This is a genomic window from Prescottella sp. GW823-FHT02E09, from assembly GCF_058797375.1.
In genome coordinates this window covers 121,572-145,356 of record NZ_JBXAJP010000013.1, presented here as the reverse complement: position 1 = coordinate 145,356, position 23,785 = coordinate 121,572, and the positions used below count along the sequence as shown (strand labels likewise).

Here is a 23,785-nt window from a genome sequence, read left to right as displayed (position 1 = left end):
CGTCCGAGTTGCTGGTGTCATGTGGGCCGTCACGGCAGCATCCAGCTCAGGACCGGGGTGGACTGCAGGTAGACCAGCACGCACAGGATGGCGAGCATGCCGAGGCTGTAGCCGATGACCTTCCGCAGCAGGATCGGTTCGCTGCCGACCTGGCCGACCGCGGTCGCGGCGATGGTCAGGTTCTGCGGGCTCACCAGCTTGCCGACCACACCACCGGAGGTGTTGGCGGCCACGAGCAGCGTCGGATCGATGCCGGCAGTCTGGCCGGCGGTCTGCTGCAGCTTCGCGAACAGCGCGTTCGCGGACGTGTCGGATCCGGTGACCGCGGTGCCGAGCCAGCCGAGGATCGGGGAGAAGAGAGCGAAGATCGCGCCCGTCCCCGCCAGCCAGGTGCCGATCGAGACGGTCTGGCCGGACTGGTTCATCACGTAGCTCAGGCCGAGGACGGTTGCGACGGTGGCGATCGCGAGTCGCATCTTCACCAGCGTCACGCCGAACGTGGCGACGGACGCGCGCGGGGTGAGGGTGAAGCGGCCGTTGTCGGTCCACAGCGCGTAGACGACGGTGACGATGATGCCGCAGATCAACAGCAGCGTGCCGGGATTCGACAACCACGAGAACGTGTAGACCGCGCTCGACGCCGGGTCGCCCGTGCCGGTGAGGAGATTGCCGTACAGGCCGGGCCACTCCACCAACTGGTCGGTGCGCGCCAGCCACGCCGGGATGTCGACGCCCGCCGTCCACAGCTTCGCGATGCCGAACACGACCACCACGAGGAGATACGGGAACAGGGACAGGAACACGCGCGACGGCCCGAGGCGCTCGGCCTGGACGTGTGAGCGCTGATCCTCGGGGGTCTTCGGTCCCCAGAACTGCAGCATGATCACCGCGGCGGCCAGCCCGGCGAGCGAGGCGACGACGTCGGTGAGCTCGTACGAGAAGTGGCTCGAGCACCAGAACTGGGCCAGCGCGAACACGGCGCCGGTGACGAGTGCGATCGGCCAGGCCTGCTTCATGCCGCGGCGGCCGTCGACCAGGAACAGCAGCAGCAGCGGCACGAACAGCGCGAGGATCGGGGTCTGGCGTCCGACGACGGCGGCGATCTCGGTGGCCGGGATGTCGGTGAGGTTGCCGGCGGTGGTGATCGGAATCGCCATGGCGCCGAAGGCGACCGGAGCGGTGTTGGCGACCAGGACGGTGACGGCGGCGCGGATCGGGGGCATGCCGAGCGCGATCAGCATCGCGCCCGTGATCGCGACGGGAGCGCCGAATCCGGCGAGCGCCTCGAGCATGCCGCCGAAGCAGAAGGCGATCAGCATGGCCTGCACGCGCATGTCGCCGCGACCGATCGAGTTGAACACCCGGCGCAGATCCTCGAACCGGCCGCTGACGACGGTCAGTTCGTAGAACCAGATCGCGGTGACGACGATCCACATCACCGGGAACAGGCCGAAGGCGATGCCCTGGAGGGCCGACAGCCCGGTCAGCGACGCCGGCATGTCGAAGCCGATCATCGCGACCAGTGCGGCGACCGCGAGCGCGCCGAGTCCGGCGTACCAGGCTTTGAGTTTGAATCCGGCCAACAGTACGAAGAAGGTGGCCAGCGGGATGAGGCCGACCAGCGCCGAGGCGGTGAGGCTGCCGCCGACGGCGTCGGTCGCGGGGGTGAAGGTCACCGCGAGAAGCTCGGTTTCCACATGTAACTCCTGGTTCGCGCCGGGGTGTCGGCGACTCTGGGGGAAGGCCGTACTCGTGACCGCTATGTGGTCAGACCACAGGGACCGTACACCATGACCCCGATCACATTCGCGGCCTGAACGAAAGTTGGTGCAGAACTCTGTCTCCGGTGTGTCGAGCCGTTGACCATGGGTTACTGTGGTCAGACCACACCGTCGGACGATTCCGGAGATCCGCATGCGAATCGCGATTTTCGCCACGTGCATGGGGGACACGATGTTCCCGAATGCCCCCCGCGCCACCGCCCTGCTGCTGACGCGGTTGGGGCACGAAGTCGTGTTCCCTCCCGCGCAGACGTGCTGCGGGCAGATGCACGTCAACACGGGCTACCAGCCCGACGCGCTGCCGCTCGTCGAGAACTACGCCGACACGTTCGGCGACGCCTCGATCGACGCCGTCGTCGCGCCGTCCGGCTCCTGCGTCGGCTCGGTCCGCCACCAGCACGAGATCGTGGCCTCCCGCTACGGGAGCGCGGGGCTGTGCGGTCGGGTCGACACCGTGAAGGCCAAGACCTACGAGCTGTCCGAGCTGCTGGTCGACGTCCTGGGTGTCACCGACGTCGGCGCGTACTACCCGCACCGGGTGACCTACCACCCGACCTGTCACTCGCTGCGGATGCTCGGTGTCGGCGACAAGCCGCTGCAACTGTTGCGGGCCGTCCGCGAGATCGACCTCGTGGAGCTGCCCGAGGCCGATTCCTGCTGCGGGTTCGGCGGCACATTCGCGATCAAGAATGCCGAGACGTCGACGGCGATGCTCGCCGACAAGATTCGCAACATCGGTGACACCGGCGCCGAATACTGTTGCGCCAGCGACTCGTCGTGCCTGATGCACATCGGCGGCGGCATGTCGCGGCTGCAGATGGGTGCCCGGACGGTGCATCTCGCGGAGATCCTCGCCTCCGTCGAGTCGGATGTGGAGGTGTCCGCATGAGTGGCGTTGCGCTCGGGCTGCCGGCGTTCCCGCCCCGCGCCCCCAAGGGTGTCGGGTTCCTGCGCGGCACCGAAAAGTTCCCGGCGGCCGCGCACCACGAGCTGGCCAACACGCAGCTGCGCAGCAACATCGGCAAGGCCACCCACACCATTCGTGCCAAGCGGCTGAACGTGACCGGCGAGCTGCCCGACTGGGAGGATCTGCGCGACGCCGGCTCCGCGATCAAGACCGACGTGATGAACCGGCTGCCCGAGCTGCTCGTGCAGCTCGAGGCGGCCGTGACCGCGCGCGGCGGGACCGTGCACTGGGCGGCCGACGCGAACGAGGCCAACGAGATCGTCACCCGCCTGGTCCGGGAGACCGGCTCCGACGAGGTCATCAAGGTCAAGTCGATGGCCACGCAGGAGATCGAGCTCAACGAGCATCTCGAGGCGAACGGCATCCACGCGTACGAGACCGACCTGGCCGAGCTGATCGTCCAGCTCGGCCACGACAAGCCGTCGCACATCCTCGTCCCGGCGATCCACCGCAACCGCGCGGAGATCCGGGAGATTTTCTTGCGCGAGATGGCCGACGTCGATCCCGCGCTCGACGACGACCCCAAGCATCTCGCCGCCGCAGCCCGGAAGTTCCTGCGGCGCAAGTTCATGACCGTCCCGGTCGCGATCTCGGGCGCCAACTTCGGCGTCGCCGAGACCGGCACCCTCGGCGTCGTCGAATCCGAGGGCAACGGGCGGATGTGCCTGACGATGCCGCAGACGCTGATCACCGTGATGGGCATCGAGAAGGTGGTCCCCACCTACCGGGACCTCGAGGTGTTCCTGCAGCTGCTGCCGCGTTCGTCCACCGGTGAGCGGATGAACCCGTACACGTCGATGTGGACGGGCGTCAGCCCCGACGACGGGCCGCAGGACTTCCACCTGGTGCTGCTCGACAACGGCCGCACCGCCGCGCTCGCCGACAGCATCGGCCGTCAGGCCCTCAACTGCATCCGGTGCTCGGCGTGCCTCAACGTGTGCCCGGTCTACGAGCGCACCGGCGGCCACGCCTACGGCTCCACGTATCCCGGTCCGATCGGTGCGGTCCTCACCCCGCAGCTCGCCGGGATGGACGGCAAGGACGACCCCAACTCGACGCTGCCGTTCGCATCGAGCCTGTGCGGCGCGTGCTTCGACGCCTGCCCCGTCAAGATCGACATCCCGTCCCTGCTGGTGGAACTGCGGCACCAGAAGGTGGAGCAGTCCCGGTTCGGCGCCGAGGCGGCCGCGATGAAGGCGGCGTCCGTGGTGATGTCGTCGGCGAAGCGATTCACATTGGCCCAGAAGGCCGCCGGCCTGGGCCGGGTGATGGCCGGCAAGAAGGGCAAGATCTCGACGCTGCCGCCCCCGTTGAGCGGATGGACCGCCGCCCGCGACATCCCGGCACCGCCGAAGCAGACGTTCCGGCAGTGGTGGGACTCGGCCGAGGGTCGCGCCGCGATCTCGGATGCACGGAAGGACGGTCAGCGATGAGTTCGCGTGACGTGATCATGGGGCGCATCCGGGACGCGCTGACGCTCGCCCCGCCTGTCCCACAGGAGATTCCGCGTGCATACCGCACGGGGCGCACCATGCCCGACGCCGAACGCGTCGAGTTGCTGGTGGATCGGCTGGTCGACTACAAGGCAGTCGTGCACCGCAGCGGAGCGGCGGAGTTGCCCGAGATGCTGGCCCGGGTTCTGCGTGACGTCGGTGCCCGACGTGTCGGTGTGCCTGCCGGACTGGACGATTCGTGGCTGTCGCGGTTCGACGGGGACATCGTCGTCGACTCCGTGGACATTCCGGCGCCCGACCTCGGGGATCTGGACGGTGTCGTCACCGCGTCGGCCGTGTCGTGCACCGAGACCGGCACCATCTTCCTCGACGCCCGCCCCGACCAGGGTCGTCGCGCACTGACCCTGGTGCCCGACTTGCACGTGTGTGTCGTGACCGTCGACAGCATCGAGGTGGGCGTCCCCGAGGCCATGGCGCGCTTGGTGCCCGAGCGTCCCACCACCATGATCAGTGGGCCGTCGGCCACCTCCGACATCGAACTCGAGCGCGTAGAGGGCGTCCACGGGCCGCGGAATCTGCATGTGGTGATCGTCGACTGAGCAGTGCTCACCGTTGGCCGGCCCGCACCGCCGCCACGAAAGCGGGGTGCGGGTCGGTCACGATCACGGCGGAGCCGTCGGTGGTCGCCATGGCGTGCAGGAGTTTCTCCGGCCGGCCCGCGTGAAGCACTACAATCGAGGCGGGCAGGGCGAGAAGTCCGCCCAGGAACGCGGCGATGAGCAGCGCACCTTCGATACCGGCCAGACCGAAGCCGACAGCGAGGATGATCAGAACCGCCGCCACCGCGGCCAATCCCGCCGAACCTCGCAGACTGCGGGACCGGCGAGCGGCGCAGCGAGAACACAGTGGCCACTCCGTACGTACGACCGTTTCGGTCTGGAGGCGCTTCCATGCGTTCGCGACGCCTGTCCAGAACGGGCCGAATCCTCCTGGAAGATAGGACGAGACGTCCTTGGGAACGTCGGCTGTGAGCCTCCGGCTCGGACGGATCCAAGCCGTCGCGGTGGTCGTAGCGGGCCGGCCATGCTCGACGCATATATCGGGCAGGAACGTCGCCAGCGCGTGTTGCCGATCGAGGCCGTCAACTGGGACCGTTCTCAACTCGATGGAGGGTTCGGGGGAGGCTGACATCGATCACCACTCCGAGGACAGAATCCGGGTCGAGGTGGGGAAGTCGTCTGCTGGCTCACCCGGTGCGGGAGATTCGGCTGGCGGGCTCGACATTTCCAACTGGGACAGTTGACGCTTGCCCTCCTTCTCGAGGTCGGCCTTCTCGTCGTCCTCGAGTGCGCGGTAGTGCGCAACAGACCGCTCGACCAACGGGTCGAGGACACGAGCGAAGACGTCGGAACCGACTACATCGCGTAACTGCAGACGCCCGCCGAGCACGTCGTCGACGAGCCGGGAGAACTCCGGATCGGGACTGTGCTGCTTCAGGGCTCGGAGGGAATTCGCCAGGTGTTGCGCGACGCCGGCGTCTCCACCAGCGAGATTCTGGGATTGATTGTCGGTCGTCATCTCACGTCCCGGGATGGTCGTACGCGGTTTGCGGAAGCTCGTGGATCGAGATGTTCTCGAGTCCGGCCATCAAGCCGGTGATCAGCCCGATCGAGCCCTGTGCGCCATCCCACGCCTTGCCGGTGATATCGACGGCCTGACGCCAGATCGCAGTGGCTGCGGCGATCTCCGCGAGCACGGCGGCGCCGCCGACAAGGCCACCTACGCCCGTCCAACTGGTAGCGGCGGCCGCTGCCAGGGTCACGCCGATTGTGATCAGCCAATCGAAGAGCATCTGCCACAGTCCTTTGACTGCATTCGCGGTCTCGTACATACCGACCGCGATCTGGTGAATCTGCTCACCGATCTGCGTGAAGTCGTGTGATTGGCTCTGGATTGTGGCCGCGTAGTCGGTGAAGTATGTTGACGCGCCGTCCGCAGCCTGACCTCTCCAGAAGCTCGGTATGCCCGCGACCTCCTGGTCGATCTGGCGAGAGTATTCCGCATTGAACTCGCCCAGAACGGCGATGCTGAGACCTGCCTTCTGAACCGCCTCCCAATCGCCTGCGAATTGCGCCGCGATCCACGCCATCGGGTCGGTACCGCAGACCAGCTTCGCCGCTTCGTTGATCCAGTAGGAGGGGCTCATGTACTGCGCGGCGCCGAGAATGTTCTCGACGAGGTCCGGAACGGGATCGTTCGCGACAGGGTCCTTCAGGTCGATCGTCGTCGTCATTCTTTCTTTCCCCCAAGGTGATCGAGCTCAGTAGGTGGAGTCGATCCGATCGCGCGACGCACCTTCGCTCGTCCGATACATGGCAGCGGCGCGTGCCAGTTCGTTCGCTGCGTCCGCAGAGAGTTGGGTCATGCGGCGAAAGTTCTCCGACAGCACATCGTGCAATCCGCTCAGTTTTTCGACGACCGGCACGAACATGCGGCCCTCGCTGTACCCGATTGCGGTCCACTTCTCGGAGTACTGGCGCGCGGCATCTGCTTGCGCACTCAGGTCCGCCACATGTTTCGCGAATGCGTCGACATCGTCCGGCTCGACAAACAGTTCTGACATCTCGCCCCCCTGGCTACTGGTGTCACGGGGGAGCGTAGCAAGTTGGTTGTCGGAGTCGATGAGAGGCACGAACCTGCGGTTTCTCCGGTCCTCGGCCGTCCGGTCCGCGAAAGCCCCGCGCCAATTGGACGATTGTCTGTATAAAGGTGCCCGTGCGTGATTCGGTTCGCGCACGGGCGCTTCATTCGCTGGGGTCCTGCAGTCATATGCTGCCGGAATGTGCTTGATCGAACGGAGATCTGTGTGAATCGATCCGCAGTCTGTCGAAGCGCAGCCCCGACCGCTCCGATACCCAGCACAGGGCCACTCAACCAACGCTGCGACCTCGATGTCGACGGTCGCGACACCAGCGAGCAAAGGAAACACATGACATCACGAGCGATGACGCGTGGCATCGCCGTCGGCGCGGCAACGACACTGGCGATCGGTGCGTTCGCCATCCTCGGCGCAGGTGTCGCCGGCGCAGCCCCCGGGTCGATCACCTGGGACGACGGAAGCTCCCGTTTCACCCGCACCGTCAGCAACACGACCCCCGCGGTCGGCGACACGATCACCGTGACGACCAAGTTCGACCGGACCAACTGGGTCGACGAGTTCATCTACAACGTCAAGGACCGGCACCCGTCGTGCCTGACCTACGTTCCGGGTTCGGCCAAGATGGGCGGATCCCCGACGAATACCGACGGGGTCGTGGCAGACGAGGGCAACGGGACCGGCTACGTTCGCGCCTCCTGGGGCGTCACTTCGTGGGTGGTCCAGAATCGTCCGGGCTTCCACGCTTCACCGGAGTTCAGCGTCAGTTACAAGGTCGGCCAGAACTGCGCCCGCAATATCGCCCTGGCCACCGGCATGGACTACGGCGGATCGCTCGGCAGCGGCAACTACGGCACCAAGGGCCCGTCGATCACGATGGCCAAGACCGGCACCACGACAACCCTCGCTCCCGTCGCCGGCGCTCGCGTCGGAGTGGCGAGCACCCTGACCGCCACCGTCACCGGCGGCGCACCGGGCGACAGTGTCGAGTTCCGCGACGGCGCAACCACAATCGGCCACGGCACCCTCGACGCCGCCGGAACCGCGACCCTCGACTGGACCCCCACCGTTCGGGGCAGCCACGCCGTCGCTGCGTACTTCGCCGAGAACGCGTTCGCCACCGCTTCCCAGTCGTCGTCGATCACCGTGGAGGTCGCCGAGCAGAACGTGACCTCCACGATCGCCCTCGCACCGGTCACCGGCGCCCAGGTCGGCCGTGCCTCCACTGTCACCGCCACGGTCACCCCGACCGCGCCAGGTGGCAGCATCGAACTCCGTGACGGCGTCACGTCACTGGCGACACTGCCGGTCGGCAACGACGGGAAGGTCACCTACCAGTGGGTGCCCACGGTAGCCGGCGCGCACACCCTCACCGCTACGTTCACCGGCCGTGACGGCGTCACGGGGTCGACCACTACCGGGCAGGTCAACGTCGCCGAGGCGCCTGCCTCCACCACCGACTCGACCACCACCCTCGACGCGGTCGTCGGCGCTACCGTCGGCCAGGCCACCACGCTGACTGCGAAGGTCAGCCCCGCCAACGCCGGCGGCACCGTGACCTTCAAGGACGGCGGCACCGTCATCGGTACCGGCCAGGTCGGATCCGACGGGACTGCCACGACCGCGTGGACCCCGGCTACGGACGGCCAGCGGACAATCACCGCCGAGTACTCGGGCCAGGGCACCGTCAACGCCTCGTCCGACCAGGTATCGGTGATCGTGGCACCCGGCGAAGACCCCGGACCCGGCGGACCGGGCGAGCCCGGCGGAACCGGCAGCCTCGGCTCCCTCGGCGGCTTCGGATCCGGCAACTAGCAAGCAGCGCACAGTCACCGACGATGGGGTCTGTTCCCGGCCGGCAACGGCCCGGGAACAGACCCCATCGGCGTCATGCGAATCTCAGCATCGGGGCGGCGATCACCGATCCCGCGGCGGCGACGAACAAGGTATTCAGCGGAAGCGTCCATTGGGCTGTGAGATTTCAGTGGACAGAACGAGCGGTCCAATGGGCGTCCTTCTGCCTCGGATGGGGACAGTCGCTTCCGCCGGAGGCGGTTCTGTACAAAACCGAAGTGCACCGCGGACCGCTTTCGGCCGGAACGGTGCGGGACCACTCGTGCCGGCCGTCCGGATAGGCTCGGATGTCCGGAGCGTGTGATACTCCTAGGCTCTGGAATTGACCCGACGACACGGTGTGGGGACGCCGGAGGGGGTACGAAATTTGCTGACGCTGCACCGCGCGGAGAGCGCTGGAACACTCGCGTCCGCGCTCGCCGACGTGCTGGTCACGCCGCTCGCGGACCCGTTCCAGCGCGAGGTGGTCGCGGTGCCCGCGAAGGGCGTCGAGCGGTGGCTCACCCAGCGGCTCTCGCGCGTCCTCGGTGCGGTGGACGGCGACGGGATCGCGGCCAACATCGACTTCCCGTCCCCGACGCGACTGGTGGACGGGGCGCTGGCCACGGCCATCGGCCACGACATCGACAGCGACCCGTGGCATCCGTCACGGATGCTGTGGACGCTGCTGGCCGTCATCGACGACTGCGTGGACGAATCCTGGTGCACGGTGCTGGCCCGACACCTCGGTCACGGCAGCGACGACCACCGTGCGGGGCGCCGCTACGGCACCGCCGCACACCTGGCCGAGCTGTTCCGGTCCTACGGTGCGCAGCGTCCCACGATGCTCGTCGACTGGGCCGCCGGCCGCGACATCGACGGCACCGACCCCTTGGACGACGACCTGCGGTGGCAGCCGCAGTTGTGGCGTCGGCTGCGCGAGCGCATCGGCAGTCCCGGTCCGGCCGAGCGACTCGACGACGCGTGCGCGCGGTTGCGCACCGAACCGGCACTGCTGGACCTGCCCGAGCGCCTGTCGCTGTTCGGTCCCACCCGTCTCGGCACGGACCAGATCGCGGTGCTCTCCGCAATCGGCGCGAATCGCGATGTGCACCTGTGGGTCCCGCATCCCAGCCTCGAGATGTGGGGTGCGATGGCCGATGCCGATCCGCCGATCCGTCGCGCGGACGATCGGCGCGCCCTCGAGGTGGAGCATCCCCTGCTCGCCAGCCTCGCCCGCGACGTGCGGGAACTGCAGTCCCGGCTGGGCGCCTGCGACATGGTCGACGTCCACCATCCCGGGCCGCGCCGGTCGGAGACGCTGCTCGGCCGGCTCCGGTCGGACATCGCGGCCGACCGTCAGCCCTCCGAGTGGGCGCCGGACGACACCGTCGAGATCCACGCCTGCCACGGGCCCGCCCGCCAGGTCGAGGCGCTGCGTGAACGTCTGCTGCACCTGTTCCAGAACGACCCGACGCTCGAGCCCCGCGATGTGCTCGTCATGTGCCCCGACGTCGAGACCTACGCGCCGCTGGTGCGGGCCGCGTTCGGGCAGGGCGTGCAGGGGCAGCTCGGCCATCCGGGCCACCGCCTGCGGGTGCGGCTCGCGGACCGGGCGTTGCACCAGACCAACCCGGTCCTCGGTGTCGTCGCGACGCTGCTGGACCTCGCCGATTCCCGGGTGACCGTCAGTGAGGTCCTCGACCTCGCCGCGACGGCGCCGGTGCGCCGGCGGTTCTCGTTCGACGACGACGATCTCGAGCGGATGCGTGAATGGACCACCGCGGCCGGCGCCCGTTGGGGTATCGGTCGCCGCGAACGCGGCACCTTCGGGCTGGCCGACTTCGAGCAGAACACCCTCAAGGCGGCACTCGACCGCATCCTGCTGGGCGCCGCGGCCGACGACGTCGACGACGAATGGCTGTCGCTCGCACTGCCTCTCGACGACGTCGAGAGCAACGACATCGACCTCACCGGACGGCTCGCCGAGTACGTCGACCGGCTCGACGTCGCGCTGCGCGGGCTGGTCGGTCCGCAGTCCGGGGAGCAGTGGTCGGCGGCGCTGGGCCGGGCGCTGGACCTGCTGGTCGACGTGGCGGAGGCGGACGCCTGGCAGCTCGGGCAGGCCCGACGGGAGCTGGCCGCCGCCGTCGAGCACGGGGGTGACGCGCAGCTGCGGCTCGCCGACGTCCGCGCGATGTTGCGCTCCCGACTGGCCGGCCGGCCCACCCGCGCCAACTTCCGCACCGGAGAGCTGACCGTCTGCACGATGGTGCCGATGCGGTCGGTGCCGCACCGGGTGGTGGTGCTGCTCGGGCTCGACGACGACGTGTTCCCGCGCGGCACCAACATCGACGGCGACGACGTGCTCGCCCGCGATCCGCTGCTCGGGGAGCGGGATCCGCGCAGCGAGGACCGGCAGCTGTTGCTCGACGCGATCATGTCGGCGACCGAGCGTCTGCTGTTGTTCTACACCGGCGCCGACCCGGTCAACGGCACCCCGCGCCCGCCTGCCGTGCCGCTGAGCGAGCTGCGGGACGTGCTCGCGGCGATGACGGGAGCGGACACCGTCACGCGGCATCCCCTGCAGCCGTTCGATCCCCGCAACTTCGATCCGGACCGACCGCGGAGCTTCGACCGCGCCGCGCTGGCCGGGGCCCGGGCCGCGCAGCAGCCACCGCGGCCGCTGCCCGACTTCCTGCCCGCGCCGTTGGCCCCGCCCGAACCGGGGTTCGTGAACCTTGCCGAGCTGATCTCGTTCCTGGAGAATCCGATCCAGGGATTCCTCCGCCAGCGGCTCGGGTTCCGGGTGCCCGACCTCGACGAAGACGTCGCCGACGCGCTCGACCTCGAGCTGGATCCGTTGGCGCGGTGGGGGATCGGTGAACGTATGCTCGCCGCGCGGCTGGCGGGCATCGATCCGGCTGCGTTCCGGGCCGCGGAGTGGCGGCGCGGCACCCTGCCGCCGGCGAAGCTCGGCGACACCGCGCTGTCGGAGATCGAGTGGACGGTCGACTCCCTGGCCCGGGCCGCCGGGCCGGTGTACACCGGACGCTCGGAGGCCGTCGACATCGACGTCGACCTCGGCGGGCGTCGGCTCGTCGGCACCGTCGACGGGCTGTACGGCGACGTGCTCGCCCGGACCACGTTCTCCCGGCTGGCGCCCAAGCATCGGATCGGCGCGTGGGTGCGGCTGCTGGCGGTCGCGGCGACGGGACGGGACGAGGTGCTCACCGCGGTCACCACCGGACGCGGCAGCGGCCGCACCCCCGTCATGCGGTCGTCGCTCGCGGCGCCGGAGAACCCGGCGGAGATCCTGGTGCGGTTGGTCGCGATGCGTGACCGGGGCCTGGTCGCACCGTTGCCCGTGACCCTGGGTGCGTCGGCGGCCTACGCGGACCAGCGCTTCCGGGGCCGGTCGATCGAGATGGCGCTGGCAGCGGCCGAGCGCGCGTGGGGCGGCGACTTCGGTGACGGCAAGGACCGCCACGTCCAGTTCGTGCACGGGTCCGGCGCGAGCCTGGCGGTGCTCACCGAACAGCAGGCGCCGCCCGGTGCGTACGAACCGACCTGCTTCGGCACCGAGGCCGCCGTGCTGTGGGGCCCGCTGCTCGCGGCCGAGACCCTGGGAGAGCCGTGACCGCTGGAACCGTCCCGACGATGACCGACACCGCGTTCGACCTCTTCGCCCCGCTGCCCACCGGCACTACCGTGCTCGAGGCCAGCGCCGGCACCGGCAAGACCTACGCCATCGTGGGGCTCGCCGCCCGGTTCGTCGCCGAGGAGGGCATCGACCTGTCGCAGCTGCTGCTGGTGACGTTCAGTCGTGCGGCCACGAAGGAACTCCGCGAGCGGACTCGGGAGCGGTTCGCCTCGGCCGCAGCGGGATTGGCGGACGCTGCCGCGGCCCGCGAAAGTCGCGACCCACTGGTCGCGCATCTCGCGGGCGTCGACGACACTGTGGTGGCGGCCCGGCGCCGACGGCTGCTGCAGGCGCTGTCCGACTTCGACGCCGGCACCATCGTCACCACCCACAGCTTCTGCCAGCGGATGCTCGACGGCCTCGGTATCGCCGGGGAGCGCGATCCGGATGCGGTGCTGGTCGAGGAGGCCGAGGACCTGGTCTCCGAGGTGATCGCGGACCTGTTCCTGCAGCGCTTCGCGCGGTCCGACTCGCCGACGCTGCGGCCGTCGGAGGCGCGCGCCGCCGCGCGGGCCGCGATCTTCGACCCGCAGTCCACGCTCGCCCCCGAGGACACCGACGGTGGCCGCGCCGGGGACGCCGTCGCGTTCGCGTCCGCCGTCCGGCGTGAGGCGCAGCGACGCAAGCGGTTGGCCGGGATCCGCGACTTCGACGACCTGCCCGCGCTGCTGCACGGTGTCCTGACCGACCCCGAGCACGGGGCGGCGGCGTGCCGGCGGGTACGTGAGCGCTACCGGGTCGTGCTCGTCGACGAGTTCCAGGACACCGATCCGCAGCAGTGGGGGATTCTGCGGTCCGCGTTCCACAGGCACTCGACGCTGGTGCTGGTCGGCGACCCCAAGCAGGCCATCTACGCGTTCCGCGGTGCCGAGGTGCTCAGCTACCTCGACGCTGTCGGGGCGGCGGGCAGCCGCCAGGAGCTCACCACCAACTGGCGCAGCGACGCGGAACTGGTTGCCGCGCTGGGGCATCTGCACGGCGGTGCGGCCCTCGGGCACCACGACATCGTCGTGCATCCGGTGTCGGCGGCGAAGGCGGGCACCCGGCTGCACGGCGCCGCGCCGCTGCGTCTGCGGTACCTGTGCCGGGCCGGGGCCGGACGGCTCAACAATTCGGGCTACCCCGCGGTCGGGGCGCTCCGCACACGCGTCGCCGCCGACGTGGCCGCCGACATCGTGCGGCTGCTCGACAGCGACGCCACGCTCGACCTGAACGGCGCGGCGCGGCCGGTGGAACCGGGGGACATCGCGATCCTCGCCGGCACCAACGCGCAGATCGCGCTGGTCCGCGAGGCCCTCGACCGGGCCGGGGTGCCGTCGGTACTGGCCGGTGGCACCAGCGTGTTCGAGACGCCCGCTGCGCAGCACTGGCTGCAGGTGCTGCAGGCGCTGGAGCAGCCGCATCGCCCCGATCGGGTGCGCCTGGCCGCGCTCACCCCGCTGCTCGGGTGGACGGCCGAACAGATCGACACCCGCAGCGACGAACTGGTCGCCCGCGTCGGCGGGCAGCTGCGGGAGCTGTCGGCGGTGTTCGCGCAGTCCGGGTTCGCGGCGCTGTTCGAACGGCTGGCCGCCGAGTCCGGTCTCGAGGCCCGGCTGCTGACCATCGCGTCGGGGGAGCGCACCCTGACGGACCTGCGGCACATCGGGCAACTGCTGGGCGCCGTCGCGGTCGACGAATCCCTCGGCCTGACCGCGCTCACCGGCTGGCTGATCGACCGGATCAAGGACCCCAAGTCCGGTGGCGGCGACCGCAGCCGACGCCTCGACAGCGACGCCGCGGCCGTGCAGATCGCGACCGTCCACGCCAGCAAGGGGCTCGAATACCCGATCGTGTACGTGCCGTTCGGGTGGAGCACCGGACGGTTCTCCGACCCCAATCGGCTGCTGCTGCACGACGACGAGGGCCGGCGAATCCTCGACATCGGCGGCGAGGGCAGCCCCGGCTACGGCGACCGGCGGCGCCGCCGCGACGCCGAGGCCGCGGGCGAGGACCTGCGGCTGCTGTATGTCGCGCTCACCCGCGCCCAGTGCCAGCTGGTGCTGTGGTGGGCGCCGGCCTACTCCACCACCGAGGCGCCGCTGCACCGGATGCTGTTCGGCCGCGAACCGGGAGAGGGCGACGTCCCGCAGAAGGTTGCGGTGCCCGAGGATCCCGTTGTGGCGCAGCAGCTCACGCGGTGGGCCGAGACCGCGCCGGTGACGATCGAGGTGGAGGCCGTCGGCGCCGACCCGGTCCCGGAGGTGTCGTGGACGCCGCCGCAGGAGGAGACGGGCGAGCTGAAGGCCGCGGTGTTCGATCGGGTGCTCGACGCCGGGTGGCGGCGCACGTCGTACTCGGCGCTCACCGCGTCCGCGCACGAGCATCCCGGCGTCACCAGCGAGGCCGAGGAACCCGAGATCGAGGACGAACCGGAGGAGCCGGCGCTCGTCGCGGCCGCGCCCGTGGCGGGCATCCCGTCGACCATGAACGGGATGCCCTACGGCGCGGTGTTCGGCACCCTGGTCCACGAGATCCTCGAACACGTCGACACCGCCAGCGGCGACCTCGAGGCCGAGCTCCGACGGCACTGCCGCGAGGCGGTCGCGGCCCGGATGTCGCAGGTGGAGCCCGACGCGCTGGCGGCCGCGCTGCTGCCGGTGTTGCGCACCCCGCTCGCCGGGGGCGGCACCCTCGCCGACGTCACGCCCTCGGACCGGCTGCCGGAGCTGGACTTCGAGCTGCCGCTCGCCGGCGGCGACGATCCCGCGTCGATCGCGGTGACGCTGCACCGGATCGCCGCGCTGCTGCGCGCGCACCTGCCCGCCGACGACGTGCTGGCCCCCTACGCGGACCGGCTCGCGACGCTCGAGCCCACCCCGCTGCGCGGCTATCTCACCGGCAGCATCGACGCGGTGCTGCGGCTCACCGGTGCTGTCGGGCCCAGATTCGTGGTGGTCGACTACAAGACCAACCGCATCGCGCCGGGGGAACTGACCACCGCCGACTTCACCCGCGACGCCATGGCGGGGGAGATGATGCGCTCGCACTATCCGTTGCAGGCGCTGCTGTATGCGGTTGCGCTGCACCGGTATCTGCGGTGGCGGCTGCCCGGCTACGACCCGGCGACGCATCTCGGGGGTGTGCAGTACCTGTTCGTGCGCGGCATGGTCGGCCCCGACACGCCGGACGGCGCCGGGGTGTTCGACTGGGATCCGCCGGCCGCGCTGGTGGTGGAGCTGTCGGATCTGTTGGCCGGCATCACCGATCGTGAGGGGGACGCATGATCGAGGCGCGGGTCGCGCAGCGCGGCAAGGGTGTGCTGCGCGAGTTCAACGAGGCCGGGGTGCTCGAGGCCGCCGACGTGCACGTCGCGCTGCGGCTTGCGATGCTCGGCGGCGAGACCAGCGAGCCGGTGCACCTGGCGACCGCGCTCGCGGTGCGGGCCGTGCGGTCGGGCTCGGTGTGCCTGGACCTCGGCCGGCTTCGTGAGGTGACGGTCGACGAGAAGTTCGAGGTGGATCCGGCGGCACTGCCGTGGCCCGACGACACCGTCGTGATGGACGGGCTGCGGTCGAGCCCGCTGGTGATCGGCGGGGACGCCGGACCGCTGCGTCCGCTGCGACTCGTCGAATCCGACGAGGGCAGCCTGCTGTACCTGGACCGGTACTTCCGGCAGGAGCAGACCGTGCGGCGCATCCTCGACGAACGCGCCCACAGCTATCCGCCGGTCGACGAGGACCTGCTGCGCGCCGGGCTCGACGAACTGTTCCGCGACCACCAAGACAGCTCCAGGCCCTCGGCCGCGCCGGACCGGCAGCGGATCGCGGCGGCCGTCGCCGCCACACACTGGACGTCGGTGATCGCCGGTGGCCCCGGCACCGGCAAGACGCACACCGTCGCCCGGGTGCTCGCGCTGCTCGAGCGCCAGCAGCCCGGCCTGCGGATCGGGCTGGCGGCGCCCACCGGCAAGGCGGCGGCGCGCTTGCAGGAGTCGGTGAGCGATCAGGTCAAGGCCGTCGGGCTGCAGGCCGAACTCCCGGCGATGACGCTGCACCGCATGCTCGGCTGGCAGCGGGGGACCAGTAGGTTCCGGCACAACGAGACCAACCATCTGCCCTACGACGTGATCGTGGTGGACGAGACGTCGATGGTGTCGCTCACCATGATGTGCCGGCTGCTCGAGGCCGTGCGGCCCGAGGCGCGACTGGTCCTGGTCGGCGACCCGGACCAGTTGACCTCCGTCGACGCCGGTGCCGTGCTCGCCGACCTGGTGGCCCGCCCGGTGGCCGGGGCCGCGAACCCGGTGCTGGGGCGCGTCGTCGGCGCGGACCTGTCGGCGTCCGACGATCCCGACGAGGCGGCGCTCAGTGTGTCCGAGCGGGACCGCCTGCGCGGCGGCGTGATTCGGCTCAGCCGTGGACGGCGGTTCGGTGGCGCGATCGCGCAACTGGCGGTCGCGGTGCGCGACGGCGACGAGGACCGCGTGCTGGAGATCCTGCGCAGCGGCGAGCCGGACGTGTCGTTCGTCGACGCCGAGGAGCTGGCCGCGCTGCGCGCCGATGTGGTGTCGACGTCGGCGGAGGTGACGGCCGCCGCCCTGGCCGGTGACGCGGCCGCCGCGGTGCGGGCGTCGGAGCAGCACCGGCTGCTGTGCGCGCATCGCGAGGGACCGTTCGGGGCGTCGTGGTGGGCGCGCAACGCGATGACGTGGATCGGCGAGGCCACGGGAAGCCGGCTGGATCCGGAACGCTGGTACGCGGGGCAGCCGCTGATGGTGACCGCGAACGACCACGAGATGCGGATCTACAACGGCGACACCGGCGTTGTCGTGGCCGGCGGCGACGGTGAACTCGTGGCGGCCTTCGCCCGCGGTGAGGACCCGTATCTGGTGCACCTGAGTCATCTCGCGTCGGTGCAGACGGTCTATGCGATGACCATCCACCGCAGCCAGGGCAGCCAGTACGACGTGGTCTCGGTGATCCTGCCGGGCGAGGAGTCGTCGCTGCTCACCCGAGAGCTGCTCTACACCGCCATCACCCGCGCCCGCACCCACGTGCGGATCGTCGGCACCGAGGACGCCGTCCGCGCCGGCGTGCGGCGGCGGGTCCTGCGGGCGAGTGGGCTGCGGCGGGGCTGAGTCCTAGTGCTCCTCGGCGCGTTCGACGCGCGGGTGTCGTTCGGCGCCCAACATCATGGCGGCGCGCGCATAGCCGGGGTGGGGGCCGTCGATGACCAGACGGGTGCCGTCCTCGCTGACTGACGCCCGGGCGAACGCATGGATCCATCGCGCGGACGCGGCGGTGACCACCAGAATGCCAAGCCCCGCGAAGAGGGAAAGGGCTACGAGACCTTCTTGTGCGGACTCGGCCAGTGCCATCGGCACGGCGATGAGCAGGAGCAGGGTAACCACGAGCAGCGCTGCGGACCGGGCGCGTCGTAGGCGGAGCCAGCGTCGGCATGCGGCGCAGCCATATGTCGTGACGGTGGTCGAGTAGGCTGTCGCCAGGCGGTCCACCTGTCGGAAGAGTCGGTCCGAGGTGAACACGAAATCGTGCAGTAGTTGCGAGCGCCGTGACCTGCGATCGAAGTCGGTCCTGGGCCGTGAGTAGCACCGGAAACGCTTAGACCATGTACCCGGCTCACCATGCGCCACACAGAGTTCGGGCATCACTACCGCGACGAAGCGCATCAGCTTCCGTGCCTGAGCATGATCCTTCCATCGGCCGAGTTCGCCGTCAGACCCTTCACGCAGAGGGAAGACGACCTGGTCCGTCGTTGAGGGAGCCACGATCGGTATGCATAGCCTCCGATCGCGGCCCAATGCAAGTCTTCCCGGCCTCACTGGTACGTTGCCAACGTGATCGGCGCCCGGGGAGGGGCTCCGGCCAGAGATTGGGGGATGCGGTGCTGGTCGATCCGAATGCACTGGATGACTTCGCTGCCAGGCTGGGGGACCTCGCCGAGCAGGTGTCGGAGGCCACGGCCTATCTGGAAGAGCACTTGTCGATCGGGATGGCTGATGGTCGGATCTTCCTGTCGGTTGCACCCACGGTCACCGCCGTTCGGGCGCTTTTGATGGACAATGCCGCCGCGATCGGGCGCCTGGTCGCCCTGTCGGGTGAGGAGATCGCCCGCACCGCGGAGCAGTACCGGGCGACTGATTCGACAAACGCCGCCGCATTGGACCGCGTGTACTGAGCGCCACTGAAGAACGTTTCGAACTGGGGGCCCTATGACTGACGATCCACGCAGTGCGTTGCAGAAACCGGTGGCGGAGGATCCGATACCGGATCCGCTCGAGAACGCGCTCAGCGGTTCCTATCTCAGCCCGACCTATTGGCTGACCGCGCCCGTCATGGGAGCACTCGGAATGATCGGAGTGGAGCAGAACCCGATCGACACGATCGCGGATTCGGTCGCCGGTGACTGGGCGGCCGTGCAGGAGGCCGGTCGTGCGGTGAAGTCCGTCGGCGACTTCAACGTGTTGATGTCAGAGGCGCTGTCGTCGGCGACGAGCACCGCTACAAAGTCCTGGGAGGGAGAGGCGGCAGATTCGGCCGCCGGCTACTTCGACGAGTTGGTCCGCGCCGTCGATTCTCAGCAGCACGCGATCAATTCGATGGGTGCCGAACTGGAGACTGTGGCACTAGGCATGTACGAGTTCTCACAGTCCATCAAGGGATTGTTGGCGATTGCCACGGATCTGATGATCCAGTTCTTGATCGAGTTGGCCGCGGCAGGGGCCTCGACGTTTGCAGCGGCAACCGGAGTCGGCGCGATCATCACCGCGAGTGCCTGGGCCGTGGCACTAGCCACCGGGTGGAAGGTCTTCCAAACGATCCAGAAGATCATCGACGTGCTCAACAAGGCTTTTCAGGGTGCGCAGGCTGTGACCGGCCTGGTCGCCGGCTACATGGGCGCCATCAACGATACGAAGCTCCCGGCCCTGCCCGGCGCTGCCTACGATCGCAGTGGGGTGTGACGGTGGCTGATGAGCGTCCGTTGCTTCCCTCGCTCGAGCAAGACCCGGCGATGGCCCTGCGACTGAGGAAGTCGCTACGGACTCTGTCGGATGCCACACCCGATCCGGCCTTCAAACAGATGGTGACCGAGGTCCTCGCGGGACGGACGAGTCTGCGCGACGTCGTCGACTCGACCACCTTCTCGGGCGTCGTCAATCCGCTGGTTGTCGGAGCACTCTGCGAGTTGTCCCAGTTGACCGACGAAGAGATGGAAGCCCTTGCAGCGCAGGGGCAGCGCCGGATCGACGAGGAGTACGTTGCCTCGATCGCCGATGCCCCCGCGGACGGTGACGACGAGTATTTCGACGACCGACCGTCGATCCTGGGCACCGACTGGTGAACACAGGACCGGCGTCCGTGTGGCTGGTTGTCTGCCACGCAGTTCCGAACGCCCTCAGAAAGCCTCGAACCGGACCTCGACGTCGGCGGCGAGGCGGAGGCTCTCCGGCGTGAGCTCGATTGCTGATCGTTCGGTGTCCTGGACGGGAGCCGATGCCGCCATCATCCGCACGGCCGGCGCGCTGAAGTCGGGTCGCGGCCCCGCGTTCAGCATGCCCGGGTCGGCGAGGGCCACCGCCTCGATGCGCTTGCAGCCCAGGCTCCGGGTGTACCCCTTCGCCTTGGCGAGCGCGTCGCGGACGGCGAGATCGCGCACCCGGGTCAGGGCCTGGGCGTGAGCCTTCCGGGTGAGTGTCCACTGCAGCTGCCCGACGTCGACCCCCTCGATCGCGGACGCGCTGTCGACGAAAGCCGCGACCGCGTCCAAATCGCGGAAGGTCACCGAACCGGAGGCCGTCGACCGGTAGTTCCACGGCAGCTTCTTGCCCTGCGGGTGATACGGCCGATACCGCGTGTGCTGGACCTGATCGATCGACCACCGCCGGAGTGGACGCGTCGAATCGTCCTCGAGCTCGCGGACCAGCTCGACCAGCGCCGCCGCGGACTTCGCGGCAGGGTCGGCGGCCTCCGCGCGGGTGGCGCCGTCGAACGCGATGTTCAGCTGCACTACACACCGATTCGGCGTGAACGAGCGCTCGGCGTGTCCGGTTACTGTGATCGTGACTGGATTGGTGGGCATTCCACCAGTGTCCACGAGATCATTCGCCCGGGCTTCTCTTCGAGGCCGAATCCCGAGGACTGTTGCAAAGAATCAAATGGTGCAGGAGGCTAGATTCCGGTCTGGTCGACTCCGTAACGCGCCTGTTCGCTCGTATACCCCTCAAAAATCAACTGATCAATCAGGCCCTGGCGCGAGAACGCCGTGTAGTCGAGGTAGGCTTCCGCGGACTTTGCAGCCTGTTCATTCCAATCGGGCGCCACATAGTCCACGGCGAAAGTCGCGTCCGCAGTCGAGTAGTCCTCGAATTCCAGCTGTTCGATCAGGCCCTGTCGCGAGAAGGCGGTGTAATCGAGATAATCTCTCGCCGCTCGTACAGCGTTCCTCTGGCCACCCGTCATCCCGGATTCTGCCCTTGCCGGCGCGGTTGTCTCCGGTTTGACGGTGACGGGGGGTGCTAGCGGCACTGTCTCGGCAGGTGCCACCTGTGCTACCGGGGGCGGCGGGGGTAGTGGAGCCTCAGTCGAGGTCGTGGGCTTCGTTGTCGCCGGAGCCTTCTCGACCGTAGTTGGTTGTGTCGAGCTCGCCGGGCTGCTCGATGCATTATCAGACGATTCACCGGTTGAATTGACCACACCAACAATGGCGATGAGCGCTACGACGAGGCCGACGAGCCACGGCCACTTCTTGCGCTTGGATTCACCTGCAGGCGCCTCCGGCGCATGTCCGGACGGTGTCGGGCCCGTCGTGTGCGGCTGAAGTGCCGACGTCCACTGTTGTCCGTCCCACCACCGCAGCTGTCCGGAGCCTTCGGGGTCTGGATGCCACCCGGCAGGTGTAGTCATGGTTGTTCCTTCGTTCGGATTGCGTCCCCGTTGATGTTTGGACGACTATCACACAATTCAGACGTGTGTCGTATCAGTTTTCCGAGGTCCGGTTGATCATGCAGCTAGTCAAATGACACAACCGATCAGCGATACCGTTTGACCAGTCGTTGTTTTTCCACAAGGGCCGAATGTCGACGCTGGTCAGAACAGGGTCGGCTCGGCGCGGGCGCCGCTGCGGGCCTCCTGGACCCGGGCGTTCCACCGTTGGACCAGCCACATCTCGATCAATTCGGGGTGGGTTCGGGCCTGGATCGACCACGTGCGCAGCAGCTCCTGGTAGCGGTCGTAGCGGCGGAGTGTGAAGCCGCTGACCGACGGCTCCTCGAGCCAGCCCTCGTGGATCAGCGTGGACACGCCGTGCTGGTCGATCATCTGTGCCCGGATGCCCTCCCGCGTCACCCCGACCGCCCACAGGTAGACGGCCATGAGGGACACGCCGACGCCTGGGGTGTCGGGCCAGCCGGACCAGTTGCTGCTGGACGCGGGCGGCAGGGTCCGTGAGGTGGCGCAGTGGTCGAAGATCAACTTGATCTTCCGGAGGGGATCCTTCGGGGTGTAGGGGTCGAACACGTCGGGCAGTCGCCGGGTGGCGCGCCGGCCGCGGTGGGCGCTGCGCCACGCCGCGCACAGGAACAGCAGACCCAGTCCGTTGTGGTCGGCGTCGAACAGTTCGCTGTCGAGCCGGAGGTCGTTGCGCTGCACGATCGCGGTCCCGCGGTCGACGACCCGACCGTCCAGATCCCGTCCGTGAAGCACGATCTCGTGGTTGCTCTCACGGAGATGATGGTTCCACCAGTTGAGGTCCACCTGGACGCCGTCGTCCAGCACATGGAGCGGATAGGCGCGGGCGGCACACCACTGCACGCACGCCTCCGGCGGCTCGAACCCCTCGTCAAGCAGATGCATGCCGCGATGATCGCACCAACCACCGACGCCGCGGCGCACGACACGGTGGCAGCGCCGAGGAACCGGGCATACCGTTGACAATGAGGGCTCGATCGCGAATGGCTACGCGAGGCGACCGGGCCCTCGCAGGTGACTGAAGATGGCCGCGTTGGGTGTGTTGGCACTGGTGCTGGGCGTGCTGCTGATCGTGATCGAGGCGCACGTCCCGACCTTCGGTGCGCTCGGCGTCGCGGGCACCGCGCTCTCCGCGGCCGGGGTGTGGCTGCTGTTCACGTCCGGTGGGCTGGGCATGGAGGTTGCGCTTCCGGTGACGCTGGGCGTCGCCGTGGTCGGAGTCGGCGCGGTCGCCGTGACCGGCCGGAAGGTCCTGAGTGCGCGGCGCGAACCCGTGCGTGCCGGGGCGGAGTCGATGGTCGGGTCGGAGGCCACCGTCCGCAGCTGGGACGGCGACCACGGTCAGGTGGAGGCCGACGGCGGATTGTGGGGCGCCCGAATGGAGTTCGGCTACACCGAGACGCCGCGGGCGGGGGAGTCCGTCATCGTCGAGCATGTCCGTGGACTCACGTTGAGCGTGCGTCGTCGTGAACCGTGGGAGTTGCCATGTTGATCACCATCGCTGTTGTCGTCCTCGTCGTCGCCATGCTCGCCGTCATCGTGGCGTCGGCGGCGGTGCGGGTGCTGCGCGAGTACGAGCGGGGGGTGCTGTTCCGGCTGGGTCGGCTCGTCGAATTGAGGGGACCCGGTCTGGTCCTGCTGATTCCGGCCGTCGACCGGATGGTGCGGGTGAGTCTGCGAACCGTCACGCTGAATGTCCCCATGCAGGAAGTGATCACCCGGGACAACGTGCCGGTCAAGGTCACCGCGGTCGCGTACTTCCGAGTGGTCGATGCGGACCGCGCGATCGTCGGCGTCGAGGACTTCTTCGCGGCGACGTCGCAGATCGCGCAGACGACGCTGCGGTCGATCCTCGGCAAGGCGGAGTTGGACGCGCTGCTCGCCGAGCGGGAGCGGCTCAACGAGGACCTGCAGAAGGTGATCGATCAGCAGACCGAACCGTGGGGTGTGAAGGTCACCACCGTCGAGATCAAGGACGTCGAGATTCCGCGGGACATGCAGCGGGCCATCGCGCGGCAGGCGGAGGCCGAGCGCGAGCGGCGCGCCAAGATCATCAACGCGGAGGCCGAGTTCCAGGCGTCCGCGAAGCTAGCCGAGGCCGCCGACGTGATCAGCCGCAATCCGACGACGCTGCAGCTGCGTTACCTGCAGACCCTGGGGGAGATGGGTGGGGAGAACAACTCCACTGTCGTCTTCCCGCTGCCGCTCGATCTGGTCCGGCCGTTCCTGAAGGAGGGACCGGCACCCGAGCCGGAGCCGGAGCACGCGGCCCTGCCGGCTGCCCGGACCGACATGGATGCGCTCATCTCGGCGTGGATGTCGCTGCAGCCCGACGCGCAACGCGTGGGCAAGTAGTCGGTAGTCTTCGTCCGGTTCACCATCGCGACCGCACCCGACGTCGTCGGGTGCGGTCGCTCTGCCG

At 69.0% G+C, this 23,785-nt stretch carries 21 protein-coding genes; 12 read left to right on the top strand and 9 right to left on the bottom strand.

The genetic code is table 11. From position 1 onward, the window contains the following. Positions 1–29: 29 nt before the first annotated feature. Positions 30–1,697 (bottom strand): L-lactate permease, encoded by a 1,668-nt coding sequence (locus AC1RIF_RS25400; RefSeq protein ID WP_492604147.1) that lies wholly within the window; start codon positions 1,695–1,697, stop codon positions 30–32. Positions 1,698–1,914: 217 nt separating this feature from the next. Here AC1RIF_RS25400 and AC1RIF_RS25395 point away from each other — a divergent pair, with 217 nt between their 5' ends. Genes AC1RIF_RS25395 through AC1RIF_RS25385 form a run of 3 tightly spaced genes read left to right on the top strand, consistent with a single transcriptional unit; the run spans position 1,915 to position 4,801 of the window. Continuing rightward, positions 1,915–2,670 carry a (Fe-S)-binding protein gene (locus AC1RIF_RS25395; protein WP_492604146.1) on the top strand — a complete coding sequence of 252 codons (756 nt, stop codon included), beginning with the start codon at positions 1,915–1,917 and terminating at the stop codon, positions 2,668–2,670. After that, complete coding sequence (locus tag AC1RIF_RS25390; RefSeq protein ID WP_492604145.1) at positions 2,667–4,181, top strand: LutB/LldF family L-lactate oxidation iron-sulfur protein; 1,515 nt, start codon at positions 2,667–2,669, stop codon at positions 4,179–4,181. The genes AC1RIF_RS25395 and AC1RIF_RS25390 overlap by 4 nt, the downstream gene beginning before the upstream one ends. Further along, positions 4,178–4,801: a LutC/YkgG family protein gene (locus AC1RIF_RS25385; protein WP_492604144.1), complete on the top strand. Its 624-nt coding sequence runs from the start codon at positions 4,178–4,180 to the stop codon at positions 4,799–4,801. Before AC1RIF_RS25390 ends, AC1RIF_RS25385 begins: the two co-directional genes overlap by 4 nt. 7 nt (positions 4,802–4,808) lie before the next feature. Here the strand turns inward: AC1RIF_RS25385 and AC1RIF_RS25380 are convergent, their stop codons facing one another. The 4 genes from AC1RIF_RS25380 to AC1RIF_RS25365 all read right to left on the bottom strand — a co-directional run bounded on the left by AC1RIF_RS25380 (position 4,809) and on the right by AC1RIF_RS25365 (position 6,825). Then, a complete protein-coding gene (locus AC1RIF_RS25380; protein ID WP_492604143.1) occupies positions 4,809–5,045 on the bottom strand; it encodes a hypothetical protein in 237 nt (78 codons plus the stop codon). 351 nt (positions 5,046–5,396) lie between these two features. After that, positions 5,397–5,780, bottom strand: coding sequence for a hypothetical protein (locus tag AC1RIF_RS25375; RefSeq protein WP_492604142.1), 384 nt, complete (start codon positions 5,778–5,780; stop codon positions 5,397–5,399). Between the two features lies 1 nt (position 5,781). Further along, positions 5,782–6,495 carry a hypothetical protein gene (locus AC1RIF_RS25370; protein WP_492604141.1) on the bottom strand — a complete coding sequence of 238 codons (714 nt, stop codon included), beginning with the start codon at positions 6,493–6,495 and terminating at the stop codon, positions 5,782–5,784. A 27-nt stretch (positions 6,496–6,522) separates the two neighbouring features. Next, positions 6,523–6,825: a type VII secretion target gene (locus AC1RIF_RS25365; protein ID WP_492604140.1), complete on the bottom strand. Its 303-nt coding sequence runs from the start codon at positions 6,823–6,825 to the stop codon at positions 6,523–6,525. 366 nt (positions 6,826–7,191) lie between these two features. Between AC1RIF_RS25365 and AC1RIF_RS25360 the strand changes: the two genes are divergently transcribed. From AC1RIF_RS25360 to recD, 4 genes are all read left to right on the top strand, one after another. Beyond that, entirely contained in the window at positions 7,192–8,673 is a 1,482-nt protein-coding gene (locus AC1RIF_RS25360) for an Ig-like domain-containing protein (RefSeq protein ID WP_492604139.1), read from the top strand. Between the two features lie 406 nt (positions 8,674–9,079). Beyond that, positions 9,080–12,331, top strand: a complete 3,252-nt coding sequence (gene recC, locus AC1RIF_RS25355; protein ID WP_492604138.1) for an exodeoxyribonuclease V subunit gamma — start codon at positions 9,080–9,082, stop codon at positions 12,329–12,331. A 20-nt stretch (positions 12,332–12,351) separates the two neighbouring features. Continuing rightward, complete coding sequence (locus tag AC1RIF_RS25350) at positions 12,352–15,660, top strand: UvrD-helicase domain-containing protein (RefSeq protein ID WP_492604137.1); 3,309 nt, start codon at positions 12,352–12,354, stop codon at positions 15,658–15,660. Then, the gene (gene recD, locus AC1RIF_RS25345; RefSeq protein WP_492604136.1) at positions 15,657–17,513 is read left to right on the top strand and encodes an exodeoxyribonuclease V subunit alpha; all 1,857 of its coding nucleotides are present in this window, start codon (positions 15,657–15,659) and stop codon (positions 17,511–17,513) included. Before AC1RIF_RS25350 ends, recD begins: the two co-directional genes overlap by 4 nt. 3 nt (positions 17,514–17,516) lie before the next feature. Here recD and AC1RIF_RS25340 read toward each other — a convergent pair whose 3' ends face one another. Then, the gene (locus AC1RIF_RS25340; RefSeq protein ID WP_492604135.1) at positions 17,517–17,921 is read right to left on the bottom strand and encodes a hypothetical protein; all 405 of its coding nucleotides are present in this window, start codon (positions 17,919–17,921) and stop codon (positions 17,517–17,519) included. Between the two features lie 359 nt (positions 17,922–18,280). Between AC1RIF_RS25340 and AC1RIF_RS25335 the strand changes: the two genes are divergently transcribed. From AC1RIF_RS25335 to AC1RIF_RS25325, 3 genes are read left to right on the top strand one after another with little or no spacing between them, the layout of a single operon-like run. Continuing rightward, positions 18,281–18,574 carry a type VII secretion target gene (locus tag AC1RIF_RS25335; RefSeq protein WP_492604134.1) on the top strand — a complete coding sequence of 98 codons (294 nt, stop codon included), beginning with the start codon at positions 18,281–18,283 and terminating at the stop codon, positions 18,572–18,574. Positions 18,575–18,608: 34 nt separating this feature from the next. Further along, on the top strand, positions 18,609–19,358 hold the full coding sequence (locus AC1RIF_RS25330; RefSeq protein WP_492604133.1) for a hypothetical protein: 750 nt from the start codon (positions 18,609–18,611) through the stop codon (positions 19,356–19,358). Between the two features lie 2 nt (positions 19,359–19,360). After that, entirely contained in the window at positions 19,361–19,738 is a 378-nt protein-coding gene (locus AC1RIF_RS25325) for a hypothetical protein (RefSeq protein WP_492604132.1), read from the top strand. A 54-nt stretch (positions 19,739–19,792) separates the two neighbouring features. On the opposite strand, the gene AC1RIF_RS25320 is transcribed toward AC1RIF_RS25325, so the two are convergent. The 3 genes from AC1RIF_RS25320 to AC1RIF_RS25310 all read right to left on the bottom strand — a co-directional run bounded on the left by AC1RIF_RS25320 (position 19,793) and on the right by AC1RIF_RS25310 (position 22,248). Then, the gene (locus AC1RIF_RS25320; RefSeq protein ID WP_492604131.1) at positions 19,793–20,476 is read right to left on the bottom strand and encodes an SIMPL domain-containing protein; all 684 of its coding nucleotides are present in this window, start codon (positions 20,474–20,476) and stop codon (positions 19,793–19,795) included. Between the two features lie 89 nt (positions 20,477–20,565). After that, entirely contained in the window at positions 20,566–21,300 is a 735-nt protein-coding gene (locus AC1RIF_RS25315; protein WP_492604130.1) for an Ltp family lipoprotein, read from the bottom strand. Between the two features lie 183 nt (positions 21,301–21,483). Further along, positions 21,484–22,248, bottom strand: a complete 765-nt coding sequence (locus AC1RIF_RS25310) for an 8-oxoguanine DNA glycosylase OGG fold protein (RefSeq protein WP_492604129.1) — start codon at positions 22,246–22,248, stop codon at positions 21,484–21,486. A 139-nt stretch (positions 22,249–22,387) separates the two neighbouring features. Here AC1RIF_RS25310 and AC1RIF_RS25305 point away from each other — a divergent pair, with 139 nt between their 5' ends. Both AC1RIF_RS25305 and AC1RIF_RS25300 read left to right on the top strand, forming a co-directional pair. Then, positions 22,388–22,855, top strand: coding sequence for an NfeD family protein (locus tag AC1RIF_RS25305; protein WP_492604128.1), 468 nt, complete (start codon positions 22,388–22,390; stop codon positions 22,853–22,855). After that, positions 22,852–23,718, top strand: a complete 867-nt coding sequence (locus AC1RIF_RS25300; protein ID WP_492604164.1) for a slipin family protein — start codon at positions 22,852–22,854, stop codon at positions 23,716–23,718. The genes AC1RIF_RS25305 and AC1RIF_RS25300 overlap by 4 nt, the downstream gene beginning before the upstream one ends. Positions 23,719–23,785: the final 67 nt, after the last annotated feature.

Excerpts from the sequence above, each read along its gene's own strand:
- AC1RIF_RS25395 (WP_492604146.1), top strand. The coding sequence starts at position 1,915 with ATGCGAATCGCGATTTTCGCCACGTGCATGGGGGACACGATGTTCCCG.
- AC1RIF_RS25390 (WP_492604145.1), top strand. The coding sequence starts at position 2,667 with ATGAGTGGCGTTGCGCTCGGGCTGCCGGCGTTCCCGCCCCGCGCCCCC.
- AC1RIF_RS25385 (WP_492604144.1), top strand. The coding sequence starts at position 4,178 with ATGAGTTCGCGTGACGTGATCATGGGGCGCATCCGGGACGCGCTGACG.
- AC1RIF_RS25375 (WP_492604142.1), bottom strand. The coding sequence starts at position 5,780 with ATGACGACCGACAATCAATCCCAGAATCTCGCTGGTGGAGACGCCGGC.
- AC1RIF_RS25370 (WP_492604141.1), bottom strand. The coding sequence starts at position 6,495 with ATGACGACGACGATCGACCTGAAGGACCCTGTCGCGAACGATCCCGTT.
- AC1RIF_RS25365 (WP_492604140.1), bottom strand. The coding sequence starts at position 6,825 with ATGTCAGAACTGTTTGTCGAGCCGGACGATGTCGACGCATTCGCGAAA.
- AC1RIF_RS25360 (WP_492604139.1), top strand. The coding sequence starts at position 7,192 with ATGACATCACGAGCGATGACGCGTGGCATCGCCGTCGGCGCGGCAACG.
- AC1RIF_RS25350 (WP_492604137.1), top strand. The coding sequence starts at position 12,352 with ATGACCGACACCGCGTTCGACCTCTTCGCCCCGCTGCCCACCGGCACT.
- recD (WP_492604136.1), top strand. The coding sequence starts at position 15,657 with ATGATCGAGGCGCGGGTCGCGCAGCGCGGCAAGGGTGTGCTGCGCGAG.
- AC1RIF_RS25330 (WP_492604133.1), top strand. The coding sequence starts at position 18,609 with ATGACTGACGATCCACGCAGTGCGTTGCAGAAACCGGTGGCGGAGGAT.
- AC1RIF_RS25320 (WP_492604131.1), bottom strand. The coding sequence starts at position 20,476 with ATGCCCACCAATCCAGTCACGATCACAGTAACCGGACACGCCGAGCGC.
- AC1RIF_RS25315 (WP_492604130.1), bottom strand. The coding sequence starts at position 21,300 with ATGACTACACCTGCCGGGTGGCATCCAGACCCCGAAGGCTCCGGACAG.
- AC1RIF_RS25310 (WP_492604129.1), bottom strand. The coding sequence starts at position 22,248 with ATGCATCTGCTTGACGAGGGGTTCGAGCCGCCGGAGGCGTGCGTGCAG.
- AC1RIF_RS25305 (WP_492604128.1), top strand. The coding sequence starts at position 22,388 with ATGGCCGCGTTGGGTGTGTTGGCACTGGTGCTGGGCGTGCTGCTGATC.